This window comes from Amycolatopsis sp. A1MSW2902, assembly GCF_017312175.1.
GTDB classification, from domain to species: domain Bacteria; phylum Actinomycetota; class Actinomycetes; order Mycobacteriales; family Pseudonocardiaceae; genus Amycolatopsis; species Amycolatopsis nivea.
In genome coordinates, this window is the sequence record NZ_QJPO01000001.1 from 8,686,960 (window position 1) to 8,708,956 (window position 21,997).

Consider the following 21,997-nt stretch of genomic DNA (forward strand, 5'->3'; position numbering starts at 1 on the left):
GTCGCCTCCCCCTTGCCTGCTCCCGAGAAGGTCAACCCTAAGCGTCATCAACGGGACCCCTCCCCGGTGCACCAGGTGTTCACCAGCGGTTCAACCGGCCGACGCGATCCGCTCGACAGCGGCGCGGAGCCGGTCCGGCTGGAGCGCGGCGTACCCGAGCACGAGGCCCGGATATCCGGCTGAGGTATGGGAATAAGTCGACAAAGCCGGAGCGTGCACGCCTGCCGCGGCGAGTTTTTCCTGCAGCCGCACGTCATCGGTGCTGTCGGGCAGCCGGACGACGAGGTGCAGTCCGGCGGCGATTCCGACCGGCTGCCATTGCGGAAGACGCTCGGTCAGGGCTTCGATCAGCGCGTCGCGACGAGCGCGGTACAGCCGTCGAGTGCGGCGTAGATGCCGGTCGTAACCGCCGGTGGCGATCAGATGCGCGAGCGCGGCTTGCGGGAGCGGCGGGCAGCCGAGGTCGTGCATTTCCTTGACCCGCGCCACGGCGTCGCGCAGCCGTCGCGGCGGAATGAGCCAGCCGATCCGCAACGCTGGCGCAAGAACTTTGCTGACGCTGCCGATGTACGCGACGTGATCCGGTGCGAGCGCGCGCATCGCGCCCAGCGCGGGACGGTCGTAGCGATGTTCGGCGTCGTAGTCGTCTTCGAGGATGAGTCCGCCGGTTTCCGCCGCCCAGGCAAGCAGTTGCCGACGGCGTTCCGGATGCAACGCGACGCCGAGCGGGAACTGGTGTGCGGCGGTCACCAGCACGACGGAGCAGTCTGAAATGGACAGTGCTTCGACATTGATGCCCTTGTCGTCGACCGGGATTCCGACCGGGGCAAGCCCGTGGTCGCGCAGCAGGTTCGCTTGGCCGTGGTGGCTGGGGTCTTCGACGGCAATGCGCTGGTCCGGCAAGGCGTCGGCCAGCAACGACAACGCTTCCGCGGCTCCGCTGGTGATCACGATGTCGTCCGGGTTCGTCGGCAGCGCCCGGACGCGGCCGAGGTAAGCGGCCAGTTCCGCGCGCAACGCCGGGTGTCCGGTCGGATCGGGGTAGCCGAGACCGAGATCTGGCGTCGCGTTCAGGGCTTCTCGTTCGGCGGCAAGCCATTCTGCCCGCGGGAACGCCGACAAGGCGGGCAGGCCCGGACGCAGGTCGAACTCCCAAGTCGGCGTTTTCGCTGCGCTGACCAGAGGATTCGGCGCGGGATCGTCGATCGGCGCGACGCGAGTGCCTGACCCGTGCTTGCTCAGCAGGTAACCCTCAGCCGTGAGCTGCTCGTACAACGCGGTGACGGTGCCGCGCGCGACCCCGAGCTGGCGCGCGAGATCGCGGCTCGACGGCAGCCGGGTGCCGACCGCCAGCCGCCCGGTGCGGATCGCGTCGCGCAACGCGGCCTCGACGGCGCGGCCCCGGCGTCCTCCGGTGGCGGCGGGCAGGAGCAACTCCCGGATGGTCTCCACGGCCACGACAGTACGGCCAAGTGGTCCAGTTAGGCCAGTGTTGAGTGGTCCTTCTGAATAGACCACTCTCCGCTGAAGACTGAGCGGCGTGAAACGGTCGATGGTGCTTTCAGGGGTGGCCGGCGCGGTGCTGGTCGGCGGATCGGTGCCGGTCACCGGCATGCTGGACGGGTATCCGGTGATCACCGGGCAGGCGTTGCGGTACGCGCTGGGCGGGCTTCTGCTGCTGGGCTGGGCGAAGGTCACGCGCAGTCCGCTGCCGCGGCCGAAACTGGGCGATCTGCCGACCCTGCTCGGCCTCGCCGCGACCGGGATGATCGGGTTCCAGGCCTGTCTGCTGCTGGCACAGCGCTACGCGGAACCCAGTGCGGTGGCGGCGTTTCTCGGGGCCAGCCCGCTCGTGCTCGCGTTGATCGCGCCGATGCTGGACGGTCGCCGTCCGTCCGCCGCGCCGGTCGTCGGGTCGGTACTGGCCGGGCTCGGCATCGTGGTGCTGTCCGGCGGCGGATCCGCTTCCGCGCCAGGGCTGTTGCTGGCTGCGCTGGCGATGTTGTGCGAAGCGTCGTTCACCCTGCTCGCGGTGGGATTGCTGCGTCGGCTCGGACCGTTGGCCACGTCCGCGTGGGGCTGTTTCACCGCTGCGGCAAGCGGTTCCGTGGTCGGGACGGTGGTCGATCCGGCCGGAGCCTGGCGGTGGCCGAACGGGCGTGAACTCGTCGCGTTGCTGTTGCTGGCCGTCGTGGTGACCGCGGTGGCTTTCGTGCTCTGGTACAGCTGCGTCGTCGAGTTGGGCGCGGACCGGGCGGGCGTGCTGATCGGGCTGATGCCGGTGTCCGGGCTGGCCGTGGCGGTGTTGATCGGGGCGCAACAGTTCGAGCTCAAGGACCTGGCCGGGGTCATCCTGGTCGCCGCGGGAGTCGCATGTGGACTGTGGAAACGCGAAGCGGCTCGCCCGGAATTGTCCGAGCGAGCCGCTACGATCGGCTGACCGCTACTTGCCGCCACGCGCCATCCGCAGCACATCGAGTGCCTCGTCCAGCTGTGCCTCAGTGAGCTTGCCGTCTCGGACGTACCCGCGCTCCAGCACGACCTCGCGAATCGTCTTGAGTTCCTTGAGCGCCTGCTTCGCTACCGCGGCCGCTTCCTCGTAACCGATGTACTTGTTGAGCGGCGTGACGATCGACGGCGACCCCTCCGCGTACTGCCGCGCGCGCTCGACGTTCGCGGTGACCCCGGCGAACACCTTGTCCGCCAGCAGCCGCGAGACGGCCGCGAGCAGCCGCGCCGATTCGAGCACGTTGCGCGCGATGACCGGCAGGTTCACGTTGAGCTGGAAGTTGCCCGCCGCGCCGGCGAACGCGACCGCCGCGTCGTTGCCGACGACCTGCGCGACGACCTGCAGCGTCGCCTCCGGGATGACCGGGTTGACCTTGCCCGGCATGATCGACGAACCCGGCTGCAGGTCCGGCAACGCCAGCTCGGCCAAGCCGGTGCGCGGGCCGGAACCCAGCCAGCGCAGGTCGTTCGCGATCTTGTTCAGCGACACCGCGACCGTGCGCAGGTGCCCGGAAGTCTCGACCACGCTGTCCTGCGTCGCCTGCGCCTCGAAGTGGTTGCGTGCCTCGGTGAGCGGCAACCCGGTGATCTGCGCCAGTTCGGCCGACACCGCCGCACCGAAACCGTCGGGCGCGTTCAGGCCGGAGCCGACCGCGGTGCCGCCGATCGGCAGTTCGCCCAGCCTCGGCAGACCGGACTGCAGCCGTTCGATGCCGAACCGGATCTGCGCGGCCCACGCGCCCGCCTCCTGGCCGAGCGTGATCGGCACGGCGTCCATCAGGTGCGTGCGCCCGGACTTGACGACGTCCTGCCACTCCTCGGCGCGCGCCTCGATCGCGCCGGCAAGGTGCTCCAGCGCCGGGACGACGTCGGTGAGGACGGCCTCGGTGGCGGCGACGTGGATCGTCGTCGGGAAGGTGTCGTTCGAGGACTGCGACGCGTTGACGTGGTCGTTCGGGTGCACGTCGCGGCCGAGCGCGCGACTGGCCAGCGTCGCGATGACCTCGTTCGCGTTCATGTTGGACGAGGTGCCCGAGCCGGTCTGGAAGACGTCGATCGGGAAGTGCTCGTCGTGACGGCCCTCGGCGACCTCGTCGGCGGCCTTCGCGATCGCGTCGGCGACGTCGGCGTCCAGGACGCCGAGCCGCGCGTTCACACGGGCGGCGGCGGCCTTCAACAGGCCCAGCGCGCGGATCTGGGCGCGCTCGAGACCGCGGCCGGAGATGGGGAAGTTCTCGACGGCACGCTGCGTCTGCGCGCGGTAAAGCGCGTCGACCGGGACGCGGACCTCACCCATCGTGTCGTGTTCGATCCGGTATTCCTGTTCAGCCATACCCCCGATTCTGGCCCCGTTTCGCGCAACCGGCCGGGTGTTGTCGCCCACCTCGGTAACCCGCACCCGCCCCACCTCCGCCCTCAACGGAGTGGCATTGCCACACTGGCTACTCTCGATGTGTTCTCGATCACCGCCACCCACCACTGGCATGGAGCGAGCCTCATGGATTACGACCTCGTCGTCATCGGAGCCGGTCCCACCGGCCTCTTCGCCGCCTACTACGCGGGATTCCGCGGCCTGTCGATGGCCGTCGTCGATTCGCTGCCCGAACCGGGCGGGCAAGTCACCGCGATGTACCCGGAGAAGATGATCTACGACGTCGGCGGGTTCCCCTCGATCCGCGGCCGTGATCTCGTGCAGGGCCTGGTGGACCAGGCCGCGCCGTGGAAGCCGGATTACCTGCTCGGCCGCAAGGCGGAAAAGCTGGAGAGCGTCGACGGCGGTCTCGAACTGACTCTCGACGGCGGCGACGTGCTGCGCGCGGGCGCGGTCCTGATCACCGCGGGCATCGGCGAGTTCACGCCCCGTCCGCTGCCCGCCGGAGACGGCTGGCTCGGCCGCGGGATGGTCCACTTCGTCCCATCGCTGGCGGCGCACGCGGGCCAGCACGTCGTCGTGGTCGGCGGCGGGGACTCGGCGTTCGACTGGTGCCTGGCGCTGCATCCGGTCGCGGCGAGCGTGACGCTCGTGCACCGTCGCGCGAAGTTCCGGGCTGCGGAATCGATCGTGCGGCAAGTGCAGGAGCTGGGCGTGCGGCTGGTCACGGACGCCGAGGTGGCCCGCTTTGTCGAAGCCCCGGACGGCTCGCTGACGGCGGTCGACGTGACAGTGAAGGGCGGCGCGGACGAGCAGCTGCGCGCGGACGCGGTGGTTGCGGCGTTGGGCTTTACCGCGGATTTGGGGCCGATCGAAAGCTGGGGCTTGGAAATCGATCACCGCGCGATTTCGGTGGATTCGACGATGGCGACGGCGCGGCCGCGCGTTTACGCCGCTGGGGATGTGGCGGCGTATCCGGGGAAGGTGAAGCTGATCGCGACCGGGTTCGGCGAGGCGGCGACGGCGGTGAACAACATCGCGGTGGCGTTGAATCCCGAGGCGCATTTGTTCCCGGGGCATTCGAGCAACGTCGAGTGACTCAGCCGGTTTTCTCCGCGATCCACGGCTGATACGCCACCGCCGAGGTCGCGATCGACGGAGCCGATCCGCATGTCGACGACCGGTTTCCCGGGCGGCTGACCATCCCGGCCAGCGTCCACCGGTCGCCGTCGCGGATCAGTTCCGGGCCGCCGGAATCGCCGTAGCACGAGCCGGATCCGCTAGGGCTTTCCGTGCACAGTTCCGAGGTTCCGTCGAACGCCGCCGTGCATTTCGCGCCTGGCACCAGGTGCGTGTCCAGCTGGCGCAGCGTCTTCGACACTGGGCCGCAATTCGGCGTCGCGCACGTCTGGCCCCAGCCGATCACTCGGACCGCCGTGCCTGGCGACGCCGAACCGCCGATCGCGATCGGCGCGGCCTTCACCGGGGCCGTCAGCCGGATCAGGCCGACGTCGCCGGTCTGCGTTTCGGCGTTGAAATGCGGGTGCAGCACGAATTCCGCCGCTTTCGGAGTTTCCCCGCCCTCGTCCGCGTCGTTGCTGCCGACGCGCAACCCGATCGTCGCCGGGTCCTTCGCGGACAGGCAGTGCGCCGCGGTGACCACCCAGGTCGGCGTGATCAGCGAGCCGCCGCAGAACAGCGCGCCGCCCGAGGTGTGCAGGGACACCGCGAACGGGTAGGGCTGGTCCGCGTCGGTCCCGCCGACGATCGAGGGCCCGGCGAACGCGCTGCCCGCGCTGAGCACGACTCCGGTGAGGACAGTCAGCACCAGCGCGAACAGCCGTTTCGACACCGGGAAACTCCTTGGCAGATCAGGGAAGCGGAGGCACCGCGCCCTCGTCGAGTTCGAGGTTGCCGTCGAAGTTGACGGACGAGTACGCCCGCAGCTTCTCGAGCCGGTGGTAGCCGTCGATCATTCTGACCGTCCCGGACTTGGACCGCATGACGATCGACTGCGTCGTCGCGCCGCCCGCCCGGTAGTGGACGCCGCGCAGCAGGTCGCCGTCGGTGACGCCGGTCGCGCAGAAGAACACGTTGTCGCCGGTGACCAGGTCGTCGTTGAGCAGGATCCGGTCAAGGTCGTGACCGGCGGCGAGCGCCTTCTCGCGCTCCGCGTCGTCCTTCGGCCACAGCCGGCCCTGCAGTTCGCCGCCGAGGCACTTCATCGCGCACGCGGCGATGATGCCCTCGGGCGTGCCGCCGATGCCGAGCAGCATGTCGACGCCGGTGGTCGGCCGGGCCGCGGCGATCGCGCCCGCGACGTCGCCGTCCGAGATGAACCGGATCCGGGCTCCCGCCTCGCGGACCTCTTTGACCAGCTGTTCGTGCCGCGGCCGGTCGAGGATGCAGACCGTCACGTCGCTGACGCTGGAGTTCTTCGCCTTCGCCACGCGCCGGATGTTCTCCGCGACCGGGGCGGAAAGGTCGACCTTGCCCGCCGCGTCCGGGCCGACGGCCAGCTTCTCCATGTAGAACACCGCGGACGGGTCGAACATCGCGCCGCGCTCGGCGACGGCGAGCACGGCCAGCGCGTTCGGCATGCCCTTCGCCATGAGGGTGGTGCCGTCGACCGGGTCGACCGCGACGTCGCAGTCCGGGCCGTCGCCGTTGCCGACCTCTTCGCCGTTGAACAGCATCGGCGCTTCGTCCTTCTCGCCCTCGCCGATGACGACGACGCCGCGCATCGAGACGGTGGAGACGAGCTGGCGCATCGCGTCGACGGCAGCCCCGTCGCCGCCGATCTTGTCGCCTCGGCCGACCCAGCGGCCGGCCGCCATCGCGGCTGCCTCGGTCACCCGCACCAGTTCCATGGCGAGGTTGCGATCAGGCGCTTCGCGTCGGCTGCGGTCACTGGCGGTGGTCATGGTGGCCTCCCGGAACACGGTTCGTCAGCGGGTGCCCAGTCTGTCAGATCCCTAGACCACCTGACCGATTCAGCAACGCATGGTGCACGTCACTCTGTGTCGTCGTCGGTCTCCACCGAGGCCAGCGCGGCCTCGATCCGCTCGCGGGCGCCTTCCAGATGCCGTTCGCACACCTTGGCGAGCCGCTCGCCCTTCTCCCAGAGCTCGAGCGACTGCTCCAGGGAAAGCCCGCCTGCCTCGAGTTCCTTCACCACTTCGACGAGCTGATCGCGGGCCTGCTCGTAACCGAGTCCGGCGGTGTCTGCTTCGCTCACGTTCTCCGACCTTGTGGTGCACGGGGCTGTCGGCGCAGACTACCGCGCTCGGCCGACATTCCCGGGGAACCGGGTCGGGCCCGCTGCGGGCCCGCGACCACCGCGCTGGCCATCGCGTGGTCGTATCCGACGAACGCCAGCGCGAACTCCTGCCCGTCACCGTCCGCGATGGCGTCCTCGAGGTTCTCCTGCGCGCTCGCCACGCGTCGCCGATGGCCGGTCCCTTCGGCGAACCACCACCGGACGCCGACGTGCTCGGACGTCGCCTCGGACAGCCGCCTGAGCTGCGGGGCCAGCCCGCGCCGGGCCGCGGTGCCGCAGCCGGCCAGCAGGGCGGTCCAGCATTCGTCGGCGGCCCGGTCGGTGACCAGGGCCTGCCGCAGCAGGAGACCGGCGTCGAGCCGGGCGGCGGCGTCCACCGTGAGCGGGAGGAACGCCGGGGCCCGGTGCATCACGGCCGGTCTCCTTCCGGTGCGGGTGTAGTCGGCTCGACGGACTCGGCCACCGCGTGGACCGCCCCGTCGGCGACCCGTACGCGCAGCTGCGCTCCGTCCTCGATCTGGGAGACGGAACGGAGCACGTGGAGGTTGCCTGCGGAATCCGTGAACTGGACGACGGCGTACCCGCGCTCCATCGTGGCCGCCGGGCCGAGCGCGGCCAGCTTGCCCCGCGCGTTCGCGACCTCCGCCTGGTCCTTGGCGAGCAGACTGAGCATCGCGCGCCGGCCGCGTTCGCGGTGCATCTCGAGGTCGCTGAGGCGGCGTTCGATCGGGCCCAGCGGATCGGCCAGCGACGGACGGCTGCGCAACTGGGTCAGCAGCCGCGTCTCCCGGTCGACCCAGCCGTGCAGCGCACGCCGGCCGCGGTCGCGCATCTGCCGGACCCGCGCGGTTTCCTCGCGGACGTCCGGCACGATGCGCTTGCTGGCGTCGGTCGGGGTGGAACAGCGCAGGTCGGCGACATAGTCGAGCAGGGGAGTGTCCGGCTCGTGCCCGATCGCGCTGACGATCGGCGTGCCCGCGGCCGCGACCGCCCGGCACAGCGCCTCGTCGGAGAACGGCAGCAGATCCTCGACGCTGCCGCCGCCGCGGGCGATGACGATCACGTCGACGTCCGGATCTTTGTCCAATATGGACAGTGCACGGAGGATCTGCGGCACCGCCTGCGAACCCTGCACGGCGGTGTTCAGCACCTTGAACAACACGTGCGGCCAGCGTGCCTGCGCGTTCGCCAGCACGTCCCGCTCAGCGGCCGACGCGCGTCCGGTGATCAGCCCGATTCCCTTGGGCAGAAAGGGAATCGGCCGCTTCCGTTCGCGGGCGAACATGCCCTCGGCGGCCAGCAGCTTGCGCAGCCGTTCGATCCGCGCGAGCAGTTCACCGATGCCGACCGCGCGGATCTGGTCCGCGCGCAGGCTCAGCGTGCCGCGGCCGAAAAAGAACGACGGCTTGGCGTGGATGACCACGCGGTCGCCTTCGCGCAGCGGTGTCGGCAGTTCGCGCACCAGCCACATCGGACAGGTCACGGACATCGAGACGTCCGCGGACGGGTCGCGCAGGGTCAGGAACGCGGTCTGCGTGCCGGGCCGCGCGTTCATCTGCGTGACCTGGCCTTCGACCCAGACGTCGCCGAGCCGGTGGACCCAGTCGCCGATCTTGCGCGCGACAGTGCGGACCGGCCACGGATTCTCCGCGCTGGTGGCGGGGTCGTTGCTCACTGGCCTTCCGCGGGGTCGCCCGGCTGTTCCTCGGCCTTGCGTGCGTTGCCGATCCGCCGCGCGAGCATGCCGACGAACGACGCCCGGTCGGCGTGGGACTTCTCGTACTCCAGCAGTTCTTCCAGCTGAGGCACGGTCAGCCGGCGCAGCCGAGCACGCAGCTGCGGCAGGGTCAGCTCGTCGTAATTGCCCAGCCCGGCCGGGCCGGAGGAGCTGTCGTTCTCGCCCTCGGAGTGCTCCTCGGCGAGTGCGCGGGTCTCCTCGACCCACGGATCGTCGATGGTTTCCGCGGCGAGATCCGGCGGCTGCGCGCGATGGCCGTTGGTACGCGGCTCGGGCAGGTCGTCGACCGGCACGAGCGTGGGCCGGGACGGGGCGAACTCGGGCTCGGCGTCCTCGTCGAACGTGGCCCAGCTGGGCGTGTCCTCGACCGGACGCAGCATTGCCAGCGCGTCGTCGCCCTTGATGGCCAGCTCGGTGACCTGCTGCTGGACGCGCATGGACAGCTGCAGCACCTGGCTCACGACGGTGACCGGCAGGCCGGTGAGCTGCTTCGGGAGCTCACGAACCCGCTCGGCGGTGGTGACGGCGAGGCCCGCGGCGACCCGGAGGGGGAGCGGGAGTGGCTTCATGGGTCCAGCGTGCCGCATCAGGGCTGTTCTGCCCAACCGAACGGGTGGCCAGGGGCACCGGACGTGACGCCCGGCACAGCCTGAATGGCCGCCGCCATCATCCGAACGAGGACTTCAACCCCGGATCGGCACTGCCCGTACCCTGGAGGCATGACTTCTGCGAGTCCCGGAACCGAACCCGCCGGTACCCCGACGATCTCCCGGTCCGGCGCCGCCAAACGCGTGCTGCTCGCGAAGCCGCGCGGGTACTGCGCCGGCGTTGACCGCGCGGTCGTCGCCGTCGAGAAGGCGCTCGAGCTGTATGGGCCGCCGGTGTACGTGCGCAAGGAAATCGTGCACAACCGGCATGTTGTCGAGACCCTGCGAGAACGCGGCGTGATTTTCGTCGACGAGACGTCCGAGGTGCCTGAGGGCGCGCTCGTGGTGTTCTCCGCACACGGCGTCTCGCCCGCGGTGCACGCCGAGGCCGAGGAACGGAACCTGCGCACCATCGACGCGACCTGCCCGCTGGTCACCAAGGTGCACAAAGAGGTCAACCGCTTCGCCAAGGACGACTACGACATCCTTCTTATCGGCCACGAGGGCCACGAGGAGGTCGAAGGCACGGCTGGCGAGGCTCCGGACAAGGTGCAGCTGGTCGACAAGCCCGAGGATGTCGACAAGGTTGACGTGCGCGACCCGTCGAAGGTGATCTGGCTGTCGCAGACCACCCTGTCGGTTGACGAGACGATGGAACGCGTCGACCAGCTCCGAGACCGCTTCCCGACCTTGGCCGACCCGCCCAGCGACGACATCTGTTACGCCACCACCAACCGCCAGGTCGCGGTCAAGGCAATGGCCCCGGAATGCGACCTGGTGCTGGTCGTTGGCTCGAAGAACTCCTCGAACTCGAAGCGGCTGGTCGAGGTGGCGTTGAAGGCTGGCGCTTCGGCCTCGCATTTGATCGACTTCGCTTCGGAGGTCGACGAGGCTTGGCTCGAGGGCGTCTCGACGGTCGGGGTCACGTCTGGGGCTTCGGTGCCGGACGTGCTGGTGATAGACCTGCTGAAGTGGCTGGCCGAGCGCGGGTACGGGCAGGTTGACGAGGTGACTACGGCGAACGAGAAGATCGCTTTTGCGTTGCCTAAGGAGCTTCGGAAGGCTGTTAAGTCGGAGTCCTGAGGGTTTCGTTCGGTGCTGCGGCAGTCGGAGCGTTTGGCGCGCCGCTGAAGCTTTCGCCGCGAAGTCGTGCGAGCCGCTCCGGTCGATTTGGCCGCTGAGCCGTGCAGTAGTTCGTGCTGAGTCACGACCCGGACGAGAGAATTCCTTTAGCCGCAACGAAAAGGCCGCCGATCCCGGTGTGGGGATCGGCGGCCTTTCTCGTTTGCCTTGTGTTGCCAGCTTCCGCCGTGAGTTGGGTGCCCAGCCTTCGGCAGATGGTCCGGTTCCTGCGTGGCTTGCGCGCCCGGTCGGCTCTCGTCGGTTGGTCCAGCTTCGGCCTGACTTGCGTGCTCGGTCAGGTTTGTCGAGTGGTCTGGTTTCGACCTGCCCTGCGCGCCCGGTCAGTCCTCGTTGGGTGGCCCGGCTCCGGCGTGACTTGCGTGCCCGCTCGGCTCTCGTTGGGTGGTCCAGCCCCGGCGTGACTTTCGTGCTCAGCCAGCTTTCGTCGAGTCGCCCGGCTCCGGCGTGACTTGCATGCTCGGTCAGGCTTCGTCGGTTCGCCCGATTCCAGCGTGGCCTGCGCGCTCGGTCAGCCCTCGTCTTCCCAAGGACGTTGACGGCGCGGCGGTTCCCTGCGAGGCGGACGCGGACGCCCGGGCGGTGGCTCGTCCCCGCGCGGCCGACGACGCGGCGGCGGAGCGTCACCCCGCGGATCACGACGGCGCGGATCGCCCTCCGGCGGCCGGGGCCGACGTCCTTCCGGCGGCGGCTTGCGCCCACCGCGCGGAGCGTTCGGGTCCATCGGCTCACGACGCGGTCGGGCACCCGGCTCGCCAGGCGGACGCGGCCGTCGCGGCGGGGGAGCGTCGAGATCCCGCGGCGGACGGCGACGGTTGCCCGGAGGCGGCGTCTGACCGGACTGCCCAGCGCGACCAGCAGGCGGCCGTGAGCGCGGACGGTTGGCGGCTTTGTCGTCGTCCTCGTCCCGAGTGCGAGGGACCTTGCCGTCCTTGATCTTGACCGGTGCGTCCGGGTCGCGTTCGCGGTAGATGCGGAAGAAGCCGAACAGCAGCGTGACACCGGTGGTGACCGCCATCGTCGGGAAGCCCTTGATCAGCGGCGTCCCGATGTTGAGCAGCTTCGACAGGGTGTCGCTGGCTTCCGGACCCCCGCCGGTCAGCAGCACCACACCCGGCACGGTGACGGCGAGCACCAGCGGCGGCTGCACCATCGGACCGAACAGTCCGCGTCTTTGCACCGCGCCGACCGCGATCACGGCCCCGAGGAAGTAGCCCGCCTTGAAAACAAAACCGAGGCTGCCGGTGGACTTCTCGTCGATGATGGCGCCGAGCACTGCCAAGCCGAAGCCCACGAGCACAGCCGCCCACCAGGGCAGGCCGCGCCTCGTGCCGACGACGAGACGCTCGTCCCACGGCACGGGGGCGTCATCGGCATCGGGATCGCTCTGGCGATCGCGTATCGCGGTCACGAGGCACACCGTAGCCCGTACTTGTCACGATCTTGTTGGCACTGCCGAGGACAGCACGAAGCAGCCACTCGACCGCATGACATTTCGTACGGTCGAGCGGTACCCGCGGTACGGCCTTCCCGCACCGCTCCGCCGAACGAGGAACCAGTGGACCAGACCTCTGACCAGCGGTGATACCGACGGTATGGTCCGGCTGCCCGTTTCCTGGCCCTGCGCTGACCCCAGGCTATGCCACCAGCCGACGACCGCGACGGCGGCGCCACCGGTCCTGTTCCGGAACATTCGCCGTTCTGGAACTTGACCGGGAATTGACGTTCCCGTGAGCCGCCTGAGCGTCCGGATCCTGCCCGCGCGACGTCGGAACCATGCCCTTTCGCTCGCCCCGGCAGCAGTGTCCAACCTGGACTTCGCCGTTCGTTCCGGGCAATCCGGACCTTGGTACCCGCTCGCCGCACTCAGCTGCAAGCCGCCGACCGTCGGCGCTGCGGACGATGACCGCTTGGGCCGCGTCACCGTGTTGGCCTCCGACGCGTGACCTCCGGCCTACCGCTCACCGGGACGTCGCTGGGCACTCCTCGGACGCCTGCCGCGCCACCGCCCGAGCGAGACCACGCTCCTCGTGCGAAGAGCGCCAGGGGCCGAGCCGCACCGCGCCAGGCCGCGCAACTGCTCCCTCGACCGGGCTCACTCCCTCCGGACGACGTGGAGGCAAATCGCGCCGCCGAGGCCCGCTCTGCCGGATCGCGCCATCTGACCCACGCCCGCCAAAGTGCACTGCCGTGGCTTACTCGGCCAGATCGCGCCGCCAGCGGCCATGCCGCCAGATCGCGCTGCATGGGCTCGGCTCGTCGGGACGTGCCACCGGATTCGTGTCCCGGAGGCATGCCGCCGAACCGTGTCGCCACGATCGCGTCCGCCAAGTCCGCGCAGATCGTCCCGCCAGACCAGACAACCGCAACCTCGCCCTGCCCAACGTCAACCACGCTCCACATGCGAGAGCATCAGCCCACGGCCGTCATCTGACGTCAGGAAGCCCCGTTGCGGAGCCCGCCCCGTAGGGGCACACCGTCGATCATCCGATCGCGAATGCCGAGCCCGCGGCCATCGCGCCGTGACCTCAACCAGCTGCCACCTCGTCTCCCTTCCGAAGTTGCGGCACCGGCGCCGGACTGCCCGACGCGTCGGTGAGCGGCGCGACGGTCGCGCGGAACGACTCCAGTGCCTCGAGTTCCCGGCGGCGGGCCGAAACGAAGCGCTGCAGGTGCGTGGAGGACAGATTCAGCGCCTCCACCGCATTGCCCGCGGCTCGATGTGCGGCGGCGGCGCCCGCGCGCACTTGCTCGACGTCCTCGACGAGCGCCCGGTCGCTGGCGGCGAACAGCGCTGCCGACGCGAGCACCCCGAATCCCGTGGGGCCGCACAGGAAGACGCGTCGGTCGATCAGCCAGCGCAGCAGTTCGGGATCGGTGTCGAGGGCAGCGACAACGGCCGCGTCGGACGGGACGAACATGATGGTGCCGTAGATCGCGTCCGCCCAGCGCTGGTAGCCCTTGCCTGCCAGCTCCGCCGCGCGGGAGCGCAGCTGCCGGACGTGGACGCGCAGCGCGTCGAGTCGTTCTTCCGGGTCGTCGGTCTCGACTGCCTCCGCCCAGATGGCCATGCTCGCTTTCGCGTCGACCGGTACCGCCCGGCCGCCGCCGACATTCAGCACCAGGTCGGGCTTCGCGCTTCCGCCGCCGCCCAAATCGGTCTGCAGGGTGAAGTGCAGTCCCTCCCGCAGTCCGAGTGCGCGCGCGGTTTCCACGAGCACCTGTTCGCCGAGTTCGCCGCGGCCGTGGATCGACGCGAACGCCACCTCGTACCGGCGCAGCGCGAGCTGCTGCTGGTCGCCTTTCGCACGCTCCGCCGCCACGAGCCGCGCGGCCGCGTCGGCGCGGCGCATTCCGTCGTTGTACAGCCGCCACAGCGCGACTACCGCGACGCACAGGAGCAGCGCGAGCACGACGGCCGCGGTGGTGATCACCGTCTCCACCCGGTCCTCCTCTCCGTCGGGTCCGGCGGGTGTCCGGACGCGAGACATCATGGCGGACCCCACCGACAAAAACCGGCACCCGCGGTCGCGCTGCGTAGCTGACCTGCGACTTTCCAGATTCGAGGCTGGGCGTGTCCGCGGCGGACCTGATCGGCTTCGTACACACGTTCGAGTGGGGTACCGGCGTGCCTCCCCGATTTCGTCGGGGTCTGCTCCTAACGTGGTCGCCGTGAGAGTCCTCCATACCTCTGATTGGCACGTCGGCCGCACGTTCCACGGCGCCGATCTGCTTACCGAACAGGAGGCCGCCCTCACGCACATCGCCGAACTCGTCGACCGCGAGTCGGTCGACGTCGTGGTGGTGGCCGGTGACATCTACGACCGAGCGGTGCCGTCCGCCGAAGCTGTCCGCGTCGCCACGGCCGCGATGACCCGCATTCGGCGGGCAGGCGCGGAACTCGTGGTCACGCCTGGCAACCACGATTCGGCCGCGCGGCTGGGCGCGTTCGCCGAATTCGCGGCGGCGGGCGGGCTGCACGTCCGCGCGACCGTCGAAGGCATCGCGGAACCCGTTGTGCTGCACGACGAACACGGCGCGGTCGCGTTCTACGGCATCCCGTATCTCGAACCCGAGCCGTCGCGGCACGCCTTGGGCGTGCCGGAGGCGCGCGGCCACACCGGCGTGCTCGGCGAGGCGATGCGGCGTGTGCGGGACGACCTGGCCAGTCGTCCGGAGACTCGGTCCGTAGTGCTGGCACACGCTTTCGTCACCGGCGGCGAGGCCAGCGAATCGGAACGAACCATCGCGGTGGGCGGAGTCGAGCAAGTCCCCGGCTCGGTGTTCGACGGCGTGGACTACGTCGCGCTAGGGCACCTGCACGGACCGCAGACGCTCGCGGAACACCTCCGGTACTCCGGAAGTCCGCTGGCGTACTCGTTTTCCGAAGCGCGGCAACGGAAATCAGTGTGGTTCGTGGATCTCGACGCGACCGGCCTGGCCGAGGTCCGCAGGCACGAGCTGCCGGTGCCGCGCCCGCTCGCGACGCTCTCCGGCGAGCTCGCCGCCTTGCTCGAGGACCCGGAACACGAGCAATGGCGCGAGCATTTCCTCTCGATCACGGTCACCGACCGAGTGCGCCCGATCGATGCGATGCGGTTGCTGCAGGACCGTTTTCCCTATGCGGTGCACATGGATTGGCGGCCCGACGGCGGGGTCGCCGGCACCGAACTGAAGTACGCCGAGGCGGTGCGCGGGCGCAGCGACATCGAGATCGCGCGCAGCTTCCTCGACGATTGCCGGGGTGCTCCGCCGACCGAACGCGAGGCGCGGCTCGTGCACCTGGCGCTCGAAGCAGCGAACCGGGCGGCGGTGGAGAAGCTGTGAGACTGCATCTGCTGGAGGTGGAAGCCTTCGGCCCCTATTCGGGGCGGGAGGTGGTGGACTTCGACGCCCTTGGCGTCGACGGTCTCTTCCTTCTCCACGGCGACACCGGAGCGGGCAAGACCACGCTGCTCGACGCGATCGCGTTCGCGTTGTTCGGCGTGGTGCCGGGCGCGCGCGGCGACGTCAAGCGGTTGCGGTGTGATCTCGCCGAACCGGATCGGCAAACCGAGGTCGTGCTGGAGCTGACCGTGCAGGGTCAGCGGTTGCGGATCGTGCGCAGCCCGGAGTACCAGCGGCCGAAGAAACGCGGCGACGGATTCACCACGCAGCAGGCCCGGGTTTCGCTGACCTGGGTCGGCGAACCGCCCGCCGGGCTGCCGCCGGACGGCAGCATCCGCATCGATGAGGTGGCGCGCACCGTCGAGCGGCTGCTGGGCATGACCGCAGCGCAGTTCTTCCAGGTTGTGCTGCTGCCGCAAGGAGAATTCGCGAAGTTCCTCCGCAGTGACACCACGGAGCGCGAGAAGCTGCTGGAGCGGCTTTTCGGCACCGAGCGGTTCTCCGACGTCGAACGCTGGTTCGCGGACCTTCGCGCGGAACGCGGCCGTGCGCTGGAAAAGCGGCAGCAGGAGGTCCGTGAGCTGCTCGCCCGCTACGCCCAGGAAGCGCAGCAGGAACCGCCGGAGGAAAAGCAGCCGGAGTGGGTTGAGGCGGTGCTGACCGAGATCGCTGCCCGGGCCGAGGCGGCGGAAACCGAGGCAGCACAAGCACGTTCGGCAGCGAAGTCCGCTGAGGTCGCGCTGCGCGAGGCCGAAGAGGACGCGGAAAAGATCCGCCGGGTGCGCACCGCGCACACCCGGCTGACGCAGATCGCCGAGCAGGCGACCGAACGTGCTGAGTGGACGGAAGAAATCGCGGCGGCTCGGCGCGCTGCCGCGGTGATTCCGGAGGCCGAGCTGATGGACCGGCGCACGGCCGAGCTCGGCGACGCACAGGTGCTGGTGGCCGATCGGATCCGAGATCTCGCCGACCTCGGTTTCGATGCGGTCGGGCTCGCCGTCGCGGACCTGCGCGAGCGCGCGGGCTCGGTTCGCGAGGAGGCGGGCGCTCTCGCCGAGTTGGCCGCGGAAGCAAACCAGCAGAAGAGCGACGAGCAACGTCGTGCGGAACGACAGAAAGCCGCGGAGAAAGCCGCCGAGCAAGTTGCTGGGCTTGCGGAGCGGTTGGCCGAGTTGCCCGGCCGGATCGCTGCTGCGCGCACTGAAGCGACGGTAGCCGGGGAAGCGGCGGCGAAGCTGGACGGCGCGAAATCCCGCGTCGAAGAGCTGACGGTACTCACTCGCGCGGCAGAGGAGTTACCGCCAGCTGAAGCCAGAGTCGAGCGCGGCGAAGCGAAACTGCGCGAAGTGGTCGACGAGCATCAGGCGGCTCGGCAACGTCGACTGGATCTCCGCGAACGCCGTCTCGACGGCATGGCAGCAGAGCTGGCTGCCGGCTTGGCTGAGGGAACCGCGTGCCCGGTGTGCGGGTCGGCCGACCATCCGGCACCGGCGAACCACGACGCGCCATTGGTGGACGCGGCCGAAGAACGTGCCGCGGAAGAAGCCGAGCAGAAGGCGTCGGCGTTGCGCCAGCGAGTGGTGTCCGCGTTGGAAGAGGCCAAGGCACGAGTCGTCTTCCTGCGCGAACGGCTGGACGGACGCACTGCGGAGGAGATCGCGACCGCGCTGACCGAAGCCAGGACGGTCGTCGCGGAACTCTCCGGAAAGGCACAGCGCAAGGATCGGCTGAACGCGAAGGTCGCTGAACTCGAGCGCGGTGCCGAGCAACTGGCCGAACAGCGGCGCCTCGCCGAGCAGACGGTCACCGAGGCGAACGGCGAGATCCGGGCGTTGGACGAACGGATGGCTGAACGCGAGCAGCGGCTGGTCGCGGGCCGGGGAGAGTTCCCGGACGTTCCCGCCCGGCGGCAGCACCTGCTCACGTTCGCCGGTGCGCTCGACTTGGCGGCGGAGGCGCACACCGCGGTGTCGGGAGCGGAGGCCCGGCTCGCGGAGCAACGGGATTTGGTGGAGATCTCGTTGCATGCCAAGGGGTTCGCAACCCTGGAGGAAATGCGCGCCGCCGTCCGGACCGACGAGCAGATCACGAAGCTCGAACAGGGTCTCGCCGAGGCGGAAGCGACTGCCGCCGGTGCGCGGGAGATGCTCGCGCAGCCGGAACTGTTCGGGATCTCGCCGGACGACGCGGTAGAAGTTGCGCCGCTGGCGGAGCGGGCGAAGGAGACGCGGGCCCGCGCGGATACCGCTTTTGCCGCGCAGCAAGCGGTTTCGGCGCAGCATCGCGAACTGGTGAAGCTGGCCGGAAGGTTGAGCAAGGCGCTGTCGGAGCTGGAGCCGTTGGACGAGGAATACGCCGAACTCCGGGCCCTCTCCGAAGTGGTCAACGGACGAGGGCAGAACGCGCGGAAGATGTCGCTGCGCTCGTATGTCCTGGCGGCTCGGCTGGAAGAGGTCGCGCTCGCGGCGACCGCGCGGTTGCGGACCATGAGCCAGGGCCGCTACTCGTTCGTGCACTCCGACGCAGCCGGCGCGCGCGGCACGAGGGGCGGCCTCGGCCTGGACGTGCTGGACGACTACTCCGGCGCCGTGCGCCCAGCGAAAACCCTGTCGGGCGGCGAGTCGTTCCTCGCGTCGTTGTCGCTCGCGCTGGGGCTGGCCGATGTGGTGGCAGGCGAAACCGGCGGTGCGCTGCTCGACACGCTCTTCGTGGACGAGGGTTTCGGCACCCTGGACGCCGAAACGCTGGACGTGGTGATGAACATCCTCGACGAACTCCGCGCCGGCGGCCGCGTGGTGGGCCTGGTGTCGCACGTCGAGGAACTCCGCCAGCGCATCCCCACGCGGCTGCGGGTGCGGAAGTCGCGCGCCGGGTCGAGGGTGGAGTTGCAGATGGCTTGACGAGAGCAGGCTCGGTGCCTTGACCACGCTCGCCGCCTCGGCCAACCTGCGCCAGCGGCCTGGCCCGGCGAACCCGGCGCAGCTGATCGGCGAACTCGATCCGAACGAGCCGATCCAGCCCGGCCGACGAGCGAGCGCGGCCCGGTCGACCGGCGAACGCGGCCGGGCGAACCGGGCCCGGCCGACCAGCGGGCCTGGCCCGGCGCACACCCGGCCAAATTGACCGGAGAATTCGATCCAACTGCGCCAATCCAGTCCGGCTGAGCAGCGAACCCCGCCGAGCGGCCGACCCAGCCAACCCGGCTCAGCTGGCCACCGAACTCGGCCCGGCGAACTCGACCCGACCGAGCCAACCCGCGCGGGCCGTCAGGCGGCCTCTTCGTGGTGCAACAGCCACCGCTTAGCGGGCACGCCCCAGCGGAAGTTGCCGATCGCTCCGCCGGTCCGCACGACGCGGTGGCAAGGTACGAACAGGGCCGCCGCGTTGCGGGCGCAGGCGGTTGCTGCGGCGCGGACTGCGGAGGGGTTGCCGGATAGGGCGGCGTACTCCGCGTAGCTCACTGGGCTGCCTGCTGGGACCTTGCGCAGCATCTCCCACGCGTGCTCGCGGAACGGGCCGGAGCGTTGGCGTACCTCGATGTCGGCGACGGCGTCGAGGTCGCCGCCGTGGTAGCGGCGGATTGCGGTCGTCACCGGGCCAAGGTCGCGGCGTTCGGTCAGGGTCGTCGGGACCAGGGACGGCGAGATGAGGGGCGTCAACTCGGCGACGTCGGCGGTCCAGCCGGAGGCCAATACAGCACCGTCGCCGGTCACTACTGCGGTGAATGGGCCAATGCGGGTGTCCAAAGTGGACCAGAAGGCGGTGGGCACGAGGAAAGTCTCCTTAAACGGTCACGGAACTGAGATACCGGCTGGCGTACGAGCTCCACGGCTGCCAGCCGCGTGCGGACGTCGCCAGGTCGATGCCCAGCTCGGCCGCGCCGCGGCGGACGGCTGGGTCAGCGGTCAACAGGACGTCGGGGGCGCCGAGCAGGCGCATCACGACGTAGTCGGCGGTGGCGGGATCGACGCCGGTCGCGAACATTTCGGCGCGGAGTTCGTCGGCGTCCCGGCCTACGTGCAGGTCCAGTTCACCGGCGGCGATTGCCGCGGCGACCTTCTTGACCAGCGGTTTCACGTCGGCTTCGGCGAGGGCGGACGGGGTCGGGAAAAGGGTCGTCAGGGTGTCCATGGGCGGGTCGGCGGGCGGGACGGGCTCGCCGAGGGCGACAACGTCGGCCACGTCCTCGCCGAGCAGGGTGCGGAGCAGGACTTCCGGGCCGTCGACGGCGCCTGGCACCCGGATGCCTGGCGTGGCGGCGACCAGCGGGGCCAAGGCCTCGTCGGTGGAGAGCACGCGCGAGACGGCTTCCGGGTCGGCGTCCAGGTCCAGCAGGCGTCGTACGCGGCTGACGGCGCTGCTCAGGTCGCGCAGGTCCGAGAGCGCTAGGTCGCACTGCACATAGCCAGCGCGCGGGCTGACCCACGCTGACGCCGGGCCGTGCGGGAGGCGCAAGGTGCGGCCGTAACCGTCCTCGGAGACGGCTTCGATGCCTGGCAACGCCTGCGAGGCGTGGTAGCCCAGCACGCCCGCGGCGTCGAACGGGGCACGGAACGGCAGGCGAAGGCTGAGCCGCGTCGCGCCGCTGGGTTCGTTGCGGTTTCCGCGGCGGAGCGAAGCCGCGCGCAGCTGCGACGGCGTCGTCGCGAACACCTCGCGGATCGTTTCGTTGAACTGCCGGATGCTGGAGAACCCGGCCGCGAACGCGACGTCGGTGAGCGGCAGCTGCGACATCTCGATCAGCAAGCGCGCCGAGTGGGCTCGATGAGCTCGGGCTAGGCGGATCGGGCCCGCGCCCAGTTCGGCGGTCAGCACCCGTCCGAGCTGGCGTTCCGAGTAGCCGAGTTGACGGGCCAAGCCGGGCACGCCTTCGCGCTCGACCAGGCCGTCCGAGATCAGCCGCATCGCGCGGGCGGCCAGGTCGGCGCGCACGTTCCAGTCCGGCGAACCGGGGACCGCGTCCGGCAGGCAGCGGCGGCAAGCGCGGAAACCACCGGCTTGTGCGGCGGCCGAAGTCGGGTAGAAGCGGACGTTCTGCGCCTTCGGCGTGAGCGCCGGGCAGGACGGGCGGCAGTAGATGCCCGTGGTGCGCACCGCCATGATGAACTGGCCATCGAACCGCTGGTCGCGGGCGGTCACCGCGCGGTAGCAGCGCTCGGTGTCGCGCCAGATCGGAATGGTCGAGGTAGCCATGCGGTCGATGATGCCAGCAGGTGAGAGCCCTGACTGGCGGAAAACCGACACGACGTTACCGGGTCGGCGACGGTCCGCGCGCAGCACGTAGACTTACCGGCCGTGAGTCTCACCCTCGGTATCGTCGGCCTGCCCAACGTCGGCAAGTCCACCCTGTTCAACGCGCTGACGCGCAACGACGTGCTCGCCGCGAACTACCCGTTCGCCACGATCGAGCCCAACGTCGGCGTCGTGCCGCTGCCGGACCCGCGGCTGGACGAGCTGGCCGGGATCTTCTCGTCGGAGAAGATCGTGCCCGCCGTGGTGTCCTTTGTGGACATCGCGGGCATCGTGAAGGGCGCGTCCGAGGGCGCGGGGCTCGGCAACAAGTTCCTCGCGAACATCCGCGAGGCCAACGCGATCTGCCAGGTCATCCGCGTGTTCGACGACCCGGACGTGGTGCACGTCGACGGCCGGATCGACCCGATGTCCGACATCGAGACGATCAACACCGAGCTGATCCTCGCCGACCTGCAGACGCTCGAGAAGGCGCTGCCGCGGCTGGAGAAGGAAGCGCGCACCAAGAAGGAAGCGCGGCCGGCGCTCGAAAACGCCCAGAAGGCCAAGGAAATCCTCGACTCCGGGCGCACGCTGTTCCAGGCGCAGAAGGACGTCGACGGCGAGGCGCTGCGCGAGCTGAGCCTGCTCACCACCAAGCCATTCCTGTACGTCTTCAACGCCGACGAAGCCGTGCTGACCGACGAGGCACGCCGCGAGGAGCTGGCGAAGCTCGTCTCCCCGGCGGACGCGGTGTTCCTCGACGCGAAGGTCGAGGCTGAGCTGCTGGAGCTGGACGACGAGGAGTCCGTGCGCGAGCTGCTGGAGTCCGTCGGCCAGCTGGAGCCGGGCCTGAACGCGCTCGCTCGCGCGGGCTTCCACACGCTCGGCCTGCAGACGTACCTCACGGCCGGTCCGAAGGAATCCCGCGCCTGGACGATCCCGCAGGGCGCGACCGCCCCGCAGGCCGCCGGCGTCATCCACACGGACTTCGAGCGCGGCTTCATCAAGGCGGAGGTCGTGTCGTTCGAGGACCTCGTCGAAGCGGGCTCGATGGCGGCCGCGCGTTCGGCGGGCAAGGTTCGCATGGAGGGCAAGGACTACGTGATGGCGGACGGCGACGTCGTGGAGTTCCGCTTCAACGTCTGACCGGTTTCGCGGCCGAGCACGGGCGCGAAATTGTCGGTCCTGGTTCG

Annotated in this window: 19 protein-coding genes; 7 read left to right on the plus strand and 12 right to left on the minus strand. The window is 69.9% G+C overall.

The features are described from left to right. Positions 1–90: 90 nt before the first annotated feature. Entirely contained in the window at positions 91–1,452 is a 1,362-nt protein-coding gene (pdxR, locus tag DMP23_RS40720) for a MocR-like pyridoxine biosynthesis transcription factor PdxR (RefSeq protein ID WP_337824152.1), read from the minus strand. Positions 1,453–1,540: 88 nt separating this feature from the next. On the opposite strand from pdxR, the gene DMP23_RS40725 reads away from it, so the two are divergent. Then, on the plus strand, positions 1,541–2,440 hold the full coding sequence (locus DMP23_RS40725) for a DMT family transporter (protein ID WP_337824153.1): 900 nt from the start codon (positions 1,541–1,543) through the stop codon (positions 2,438–2,440). 3 nt (positions 2,441–2,443) lie between these two features. Here DMP23_RS40725 and DMP23_RS40730 read toward each other — a convergent pair whose 3' ends face one another. Further along, complete coding sequence (locus DMP23_RS40730; RefSeq protein ID WP_134667039.1) at positions 2,444–3,841, minus strand: class II fumarate hydratase; 1,398 nt, start codon at positions 3,839–3,841, stop codon at positions 2,444–2,446. 165 nt (positions 3,842–4,006) lie between these two features. Between DMP23_RS40730 and DMP23_RS40735 the strand changes: the two genes are divergently transcribed. Further along, positions 4,007–4,978 (plus strand): NAD(P)/FAD-dependent oxidoreductase, encoded by a 972-nt coding sequence (locus DMP23_RS40735; protein WP_337824154.1) that lies wholly within the window; start codon positions 4,007–4,009, stop codon positions 4,976–4,978. Position 4,979: 1 nt separating this feature from the next. Here the strand turns inward: DMP23_RS40735 and DMP23_RS40740 are convergent, their stop codons facing one another. From DMP23_RS40740 to DMP23_RS40765, 6 genes are all read right to left on the minus strand, one after another. Continuing rightward, complete coding sequence (locus DMP23_RS40740; RefSeq protein WP_337824155.1) at positions 4,980–5,732, minus strand: S1 family peptidase; 753 nt, start codon at positions 5,730–5,732, stop codon at positions 4,980–4,982. A 19-nt stretch (positions 5,733–5,751) separates the two neighbouring features. After that, positions 5,752–6,804, minus strand: coding sequence for a class II fructose-bisphosphatase (glpX, locus tag DMP23_RS40745; protein WP_337824156.1), 1,053 nt, complete (start codon positions 6,802–6,804; stop codon positions 5,752–5,754). A gap of 89 nt (positions 6,805–6,893) precedes the next feature. Beyond that, on the minus strand, positions 6,894–7,118 hold the full coding sequence (locus tag DMP23_RS40750) for an exodeoxyribonuclease VII small subunit (RefSeq protein WP_037367840.1): 225 nt from the start codon (positions 7,116–7,118) through the stop codon (positions 6,894–6,896). After that, a complete protein-coding gene (locus DMP23_RS40755) occupies positions 7,115–7,570 on the minus strand; it encodes a hypothetical protein (protein WP_337824502.1) in 456 nt (151 codons plus the stop codon). The genes DMP23_RS40750 and DMP23_RS40755 overlap by 4 nt, the downstream gene beginning before the upstream one ends. Then, positions 7,570–8,835 (minus strand): exodeoxyribonuclease VII large subunit, encoded by a 1,266-nt coding sequence (gene xseA / locus DMP23_RS40760; protein WP_134667033.1) that lies wholly within the window; start codon positions 8,833–8,835, stop codon positions 7,570–7,572. The genes DMP23_RS40755 and xseA overlap by 1 nt, the downstream gene beginning before the upstream one ends. Beyond that, positions 8,832–9,467, minus strand: a complete 636-nt coding sequence (locus tag DMP23_RS40765; RefSeq protein WP_337824157.1) for a lipid droplet-associated protein — start codon at positions 9,465–9,467, stop codon at positions 8,832–8,834. Before DMP23_RS40765 ends, xseA begins: the two co-directional genes overlap by 4 nt. 150 nt (positions 9,468–9,617) lie before the next feature. Here DMP23_RS40765 and DMP23_RS40770 point away from each other — a divergent pair, with 150 nt between their 5' ends. Then, positions 9,618–10,628: a 4-hydroxy-3-methylbut-2-enyl diphosphate reductase gene (locus DMP23_RS40770; RefSeq protein WP_337824158.1), complete on the plus strand. Its 1,011-nt coding sequence runs from the start codon at positions 9,618–9,620 to the stop codon at positions 10,626–10,628. 568 nt (positions 10,629–11,196) lie between these two features. Here the strand turns inward: DMP23_RS40770 and DMP23_RS40775 are convergent. Both DMP23_RS40775 and rmuC read right to left on the minus strand, forming a co-directional pair. Continuing rightward, positions 11,197–12,096 (minus strand): DUF6542 domain-containing protein, encoded by a 900-nt coding sequence (locus DMP23_RS40775; protein ID WP_043828139.1) that lies wholly within the window; start codon positions 12,094–12,096, stop codon positions 11,197–11,199. Positions 12,097–13,213: 1,117 nt separating this feature from the next. Then, entirely contained in the window at positions 13,214–14,128 is a 915-nt protein-coding gene (rmuC, locus tag DMP23_RS40780) for a DNA recombination protein RmuC (RefSeq protein ID WP_037816668.1), read from the minus strand. A gap of 229 nt (positions 14,129–14,357) precedes the next feature. Between rmuC and DMP23_RS40785 the strand changes: the two genes are divergently transcribed. Genes DMP23_RS40785 through DMP23_RS40795 form a run of 3 tightly spaced genes read left to right on the plus strand, consistent with a single transcriptional unit; the run spans position 14,358 to position 18,695 of the window. Next, a complete protein-coding gene (locus DMP23_RS40785; protein WP_337824159.1) occupies positions 14,358–15,512 on the plus strand; it encodes an exonuclease SbcCD subunit D in 1,155 nt (384 codons plus the stop codon). After that, positions 15,509–18,472 (plus strand): SMC family ATPase, encoded by a 2,964-nt coding sequence (locus DMP23_RS40790; RefSeq protein WP_337824160.1) that lies wholly within the window; start codon positions 15,509–15,511, stop codon positions 18,470–18,472. The genes DMP23_RS40785 and DMP23_RS40790 overlap by 4 nt, the downstream gene beginning before the upstream one ends. Before the next feature lie 19 nt (positions 18,473–18,491). After that, entirely contained in the window at positions 18,492–18,695 is a 204-nt protein-coding gene (locus DMP23_RS40795) for a hypothetical protein (protein ID WP_337824161.1), read from the plus strand. Between the two features lie 143 nt (positions 18,696–18,838). On the opposite strand, the gene DMP23_RS40800 is transcribed toward DMP23_RS40795, so the two are convergent. Next, positions 18,839–19,342 carry a methylated-DNA--[protein]-cysteine S-methyltransferase gene (locus DMP23_RS40800; protein ID WP_337824162.1) on the minus strand — a complete coding sequence of 168 codons (504 nt, stop codon included), beginning with the start codon at positions 19,340–19,342 and terminating at the stop codon, positions 18,839–18,841. A 13-nt stretch (positions 19,343–19,355) separates the two neighbouring features. Further along, on the minus strand, positions 19,356–20,765 hold the full coding sequence (locus DMP23_RS40805; protein ID WP_337824163.1) for a DNA-3-methyladenine glycosylase 2 family protein: 1,410 nt from the start codon (positions 20,763–20,765) through the stop codon (positions 19,356–19,358). Between the two features lie 102 nt (positions 20,766–20,867). Between DMP23_RS40805 and ychF the strand changes: the two genes are divergently transcribed. Next, complete coding sequence (ychF, locus tag DMP23_RS40810; protein WP_337824164.1) at positions 20,868–21,950, plus strand: redox-regulated ATPase YchF; 1,083 nt, start codon at positions 20,868–20,870, stop codon at positions 21,948–21,950. Positions 21,951–21,997: the final 47 nt, after the last annotated feature.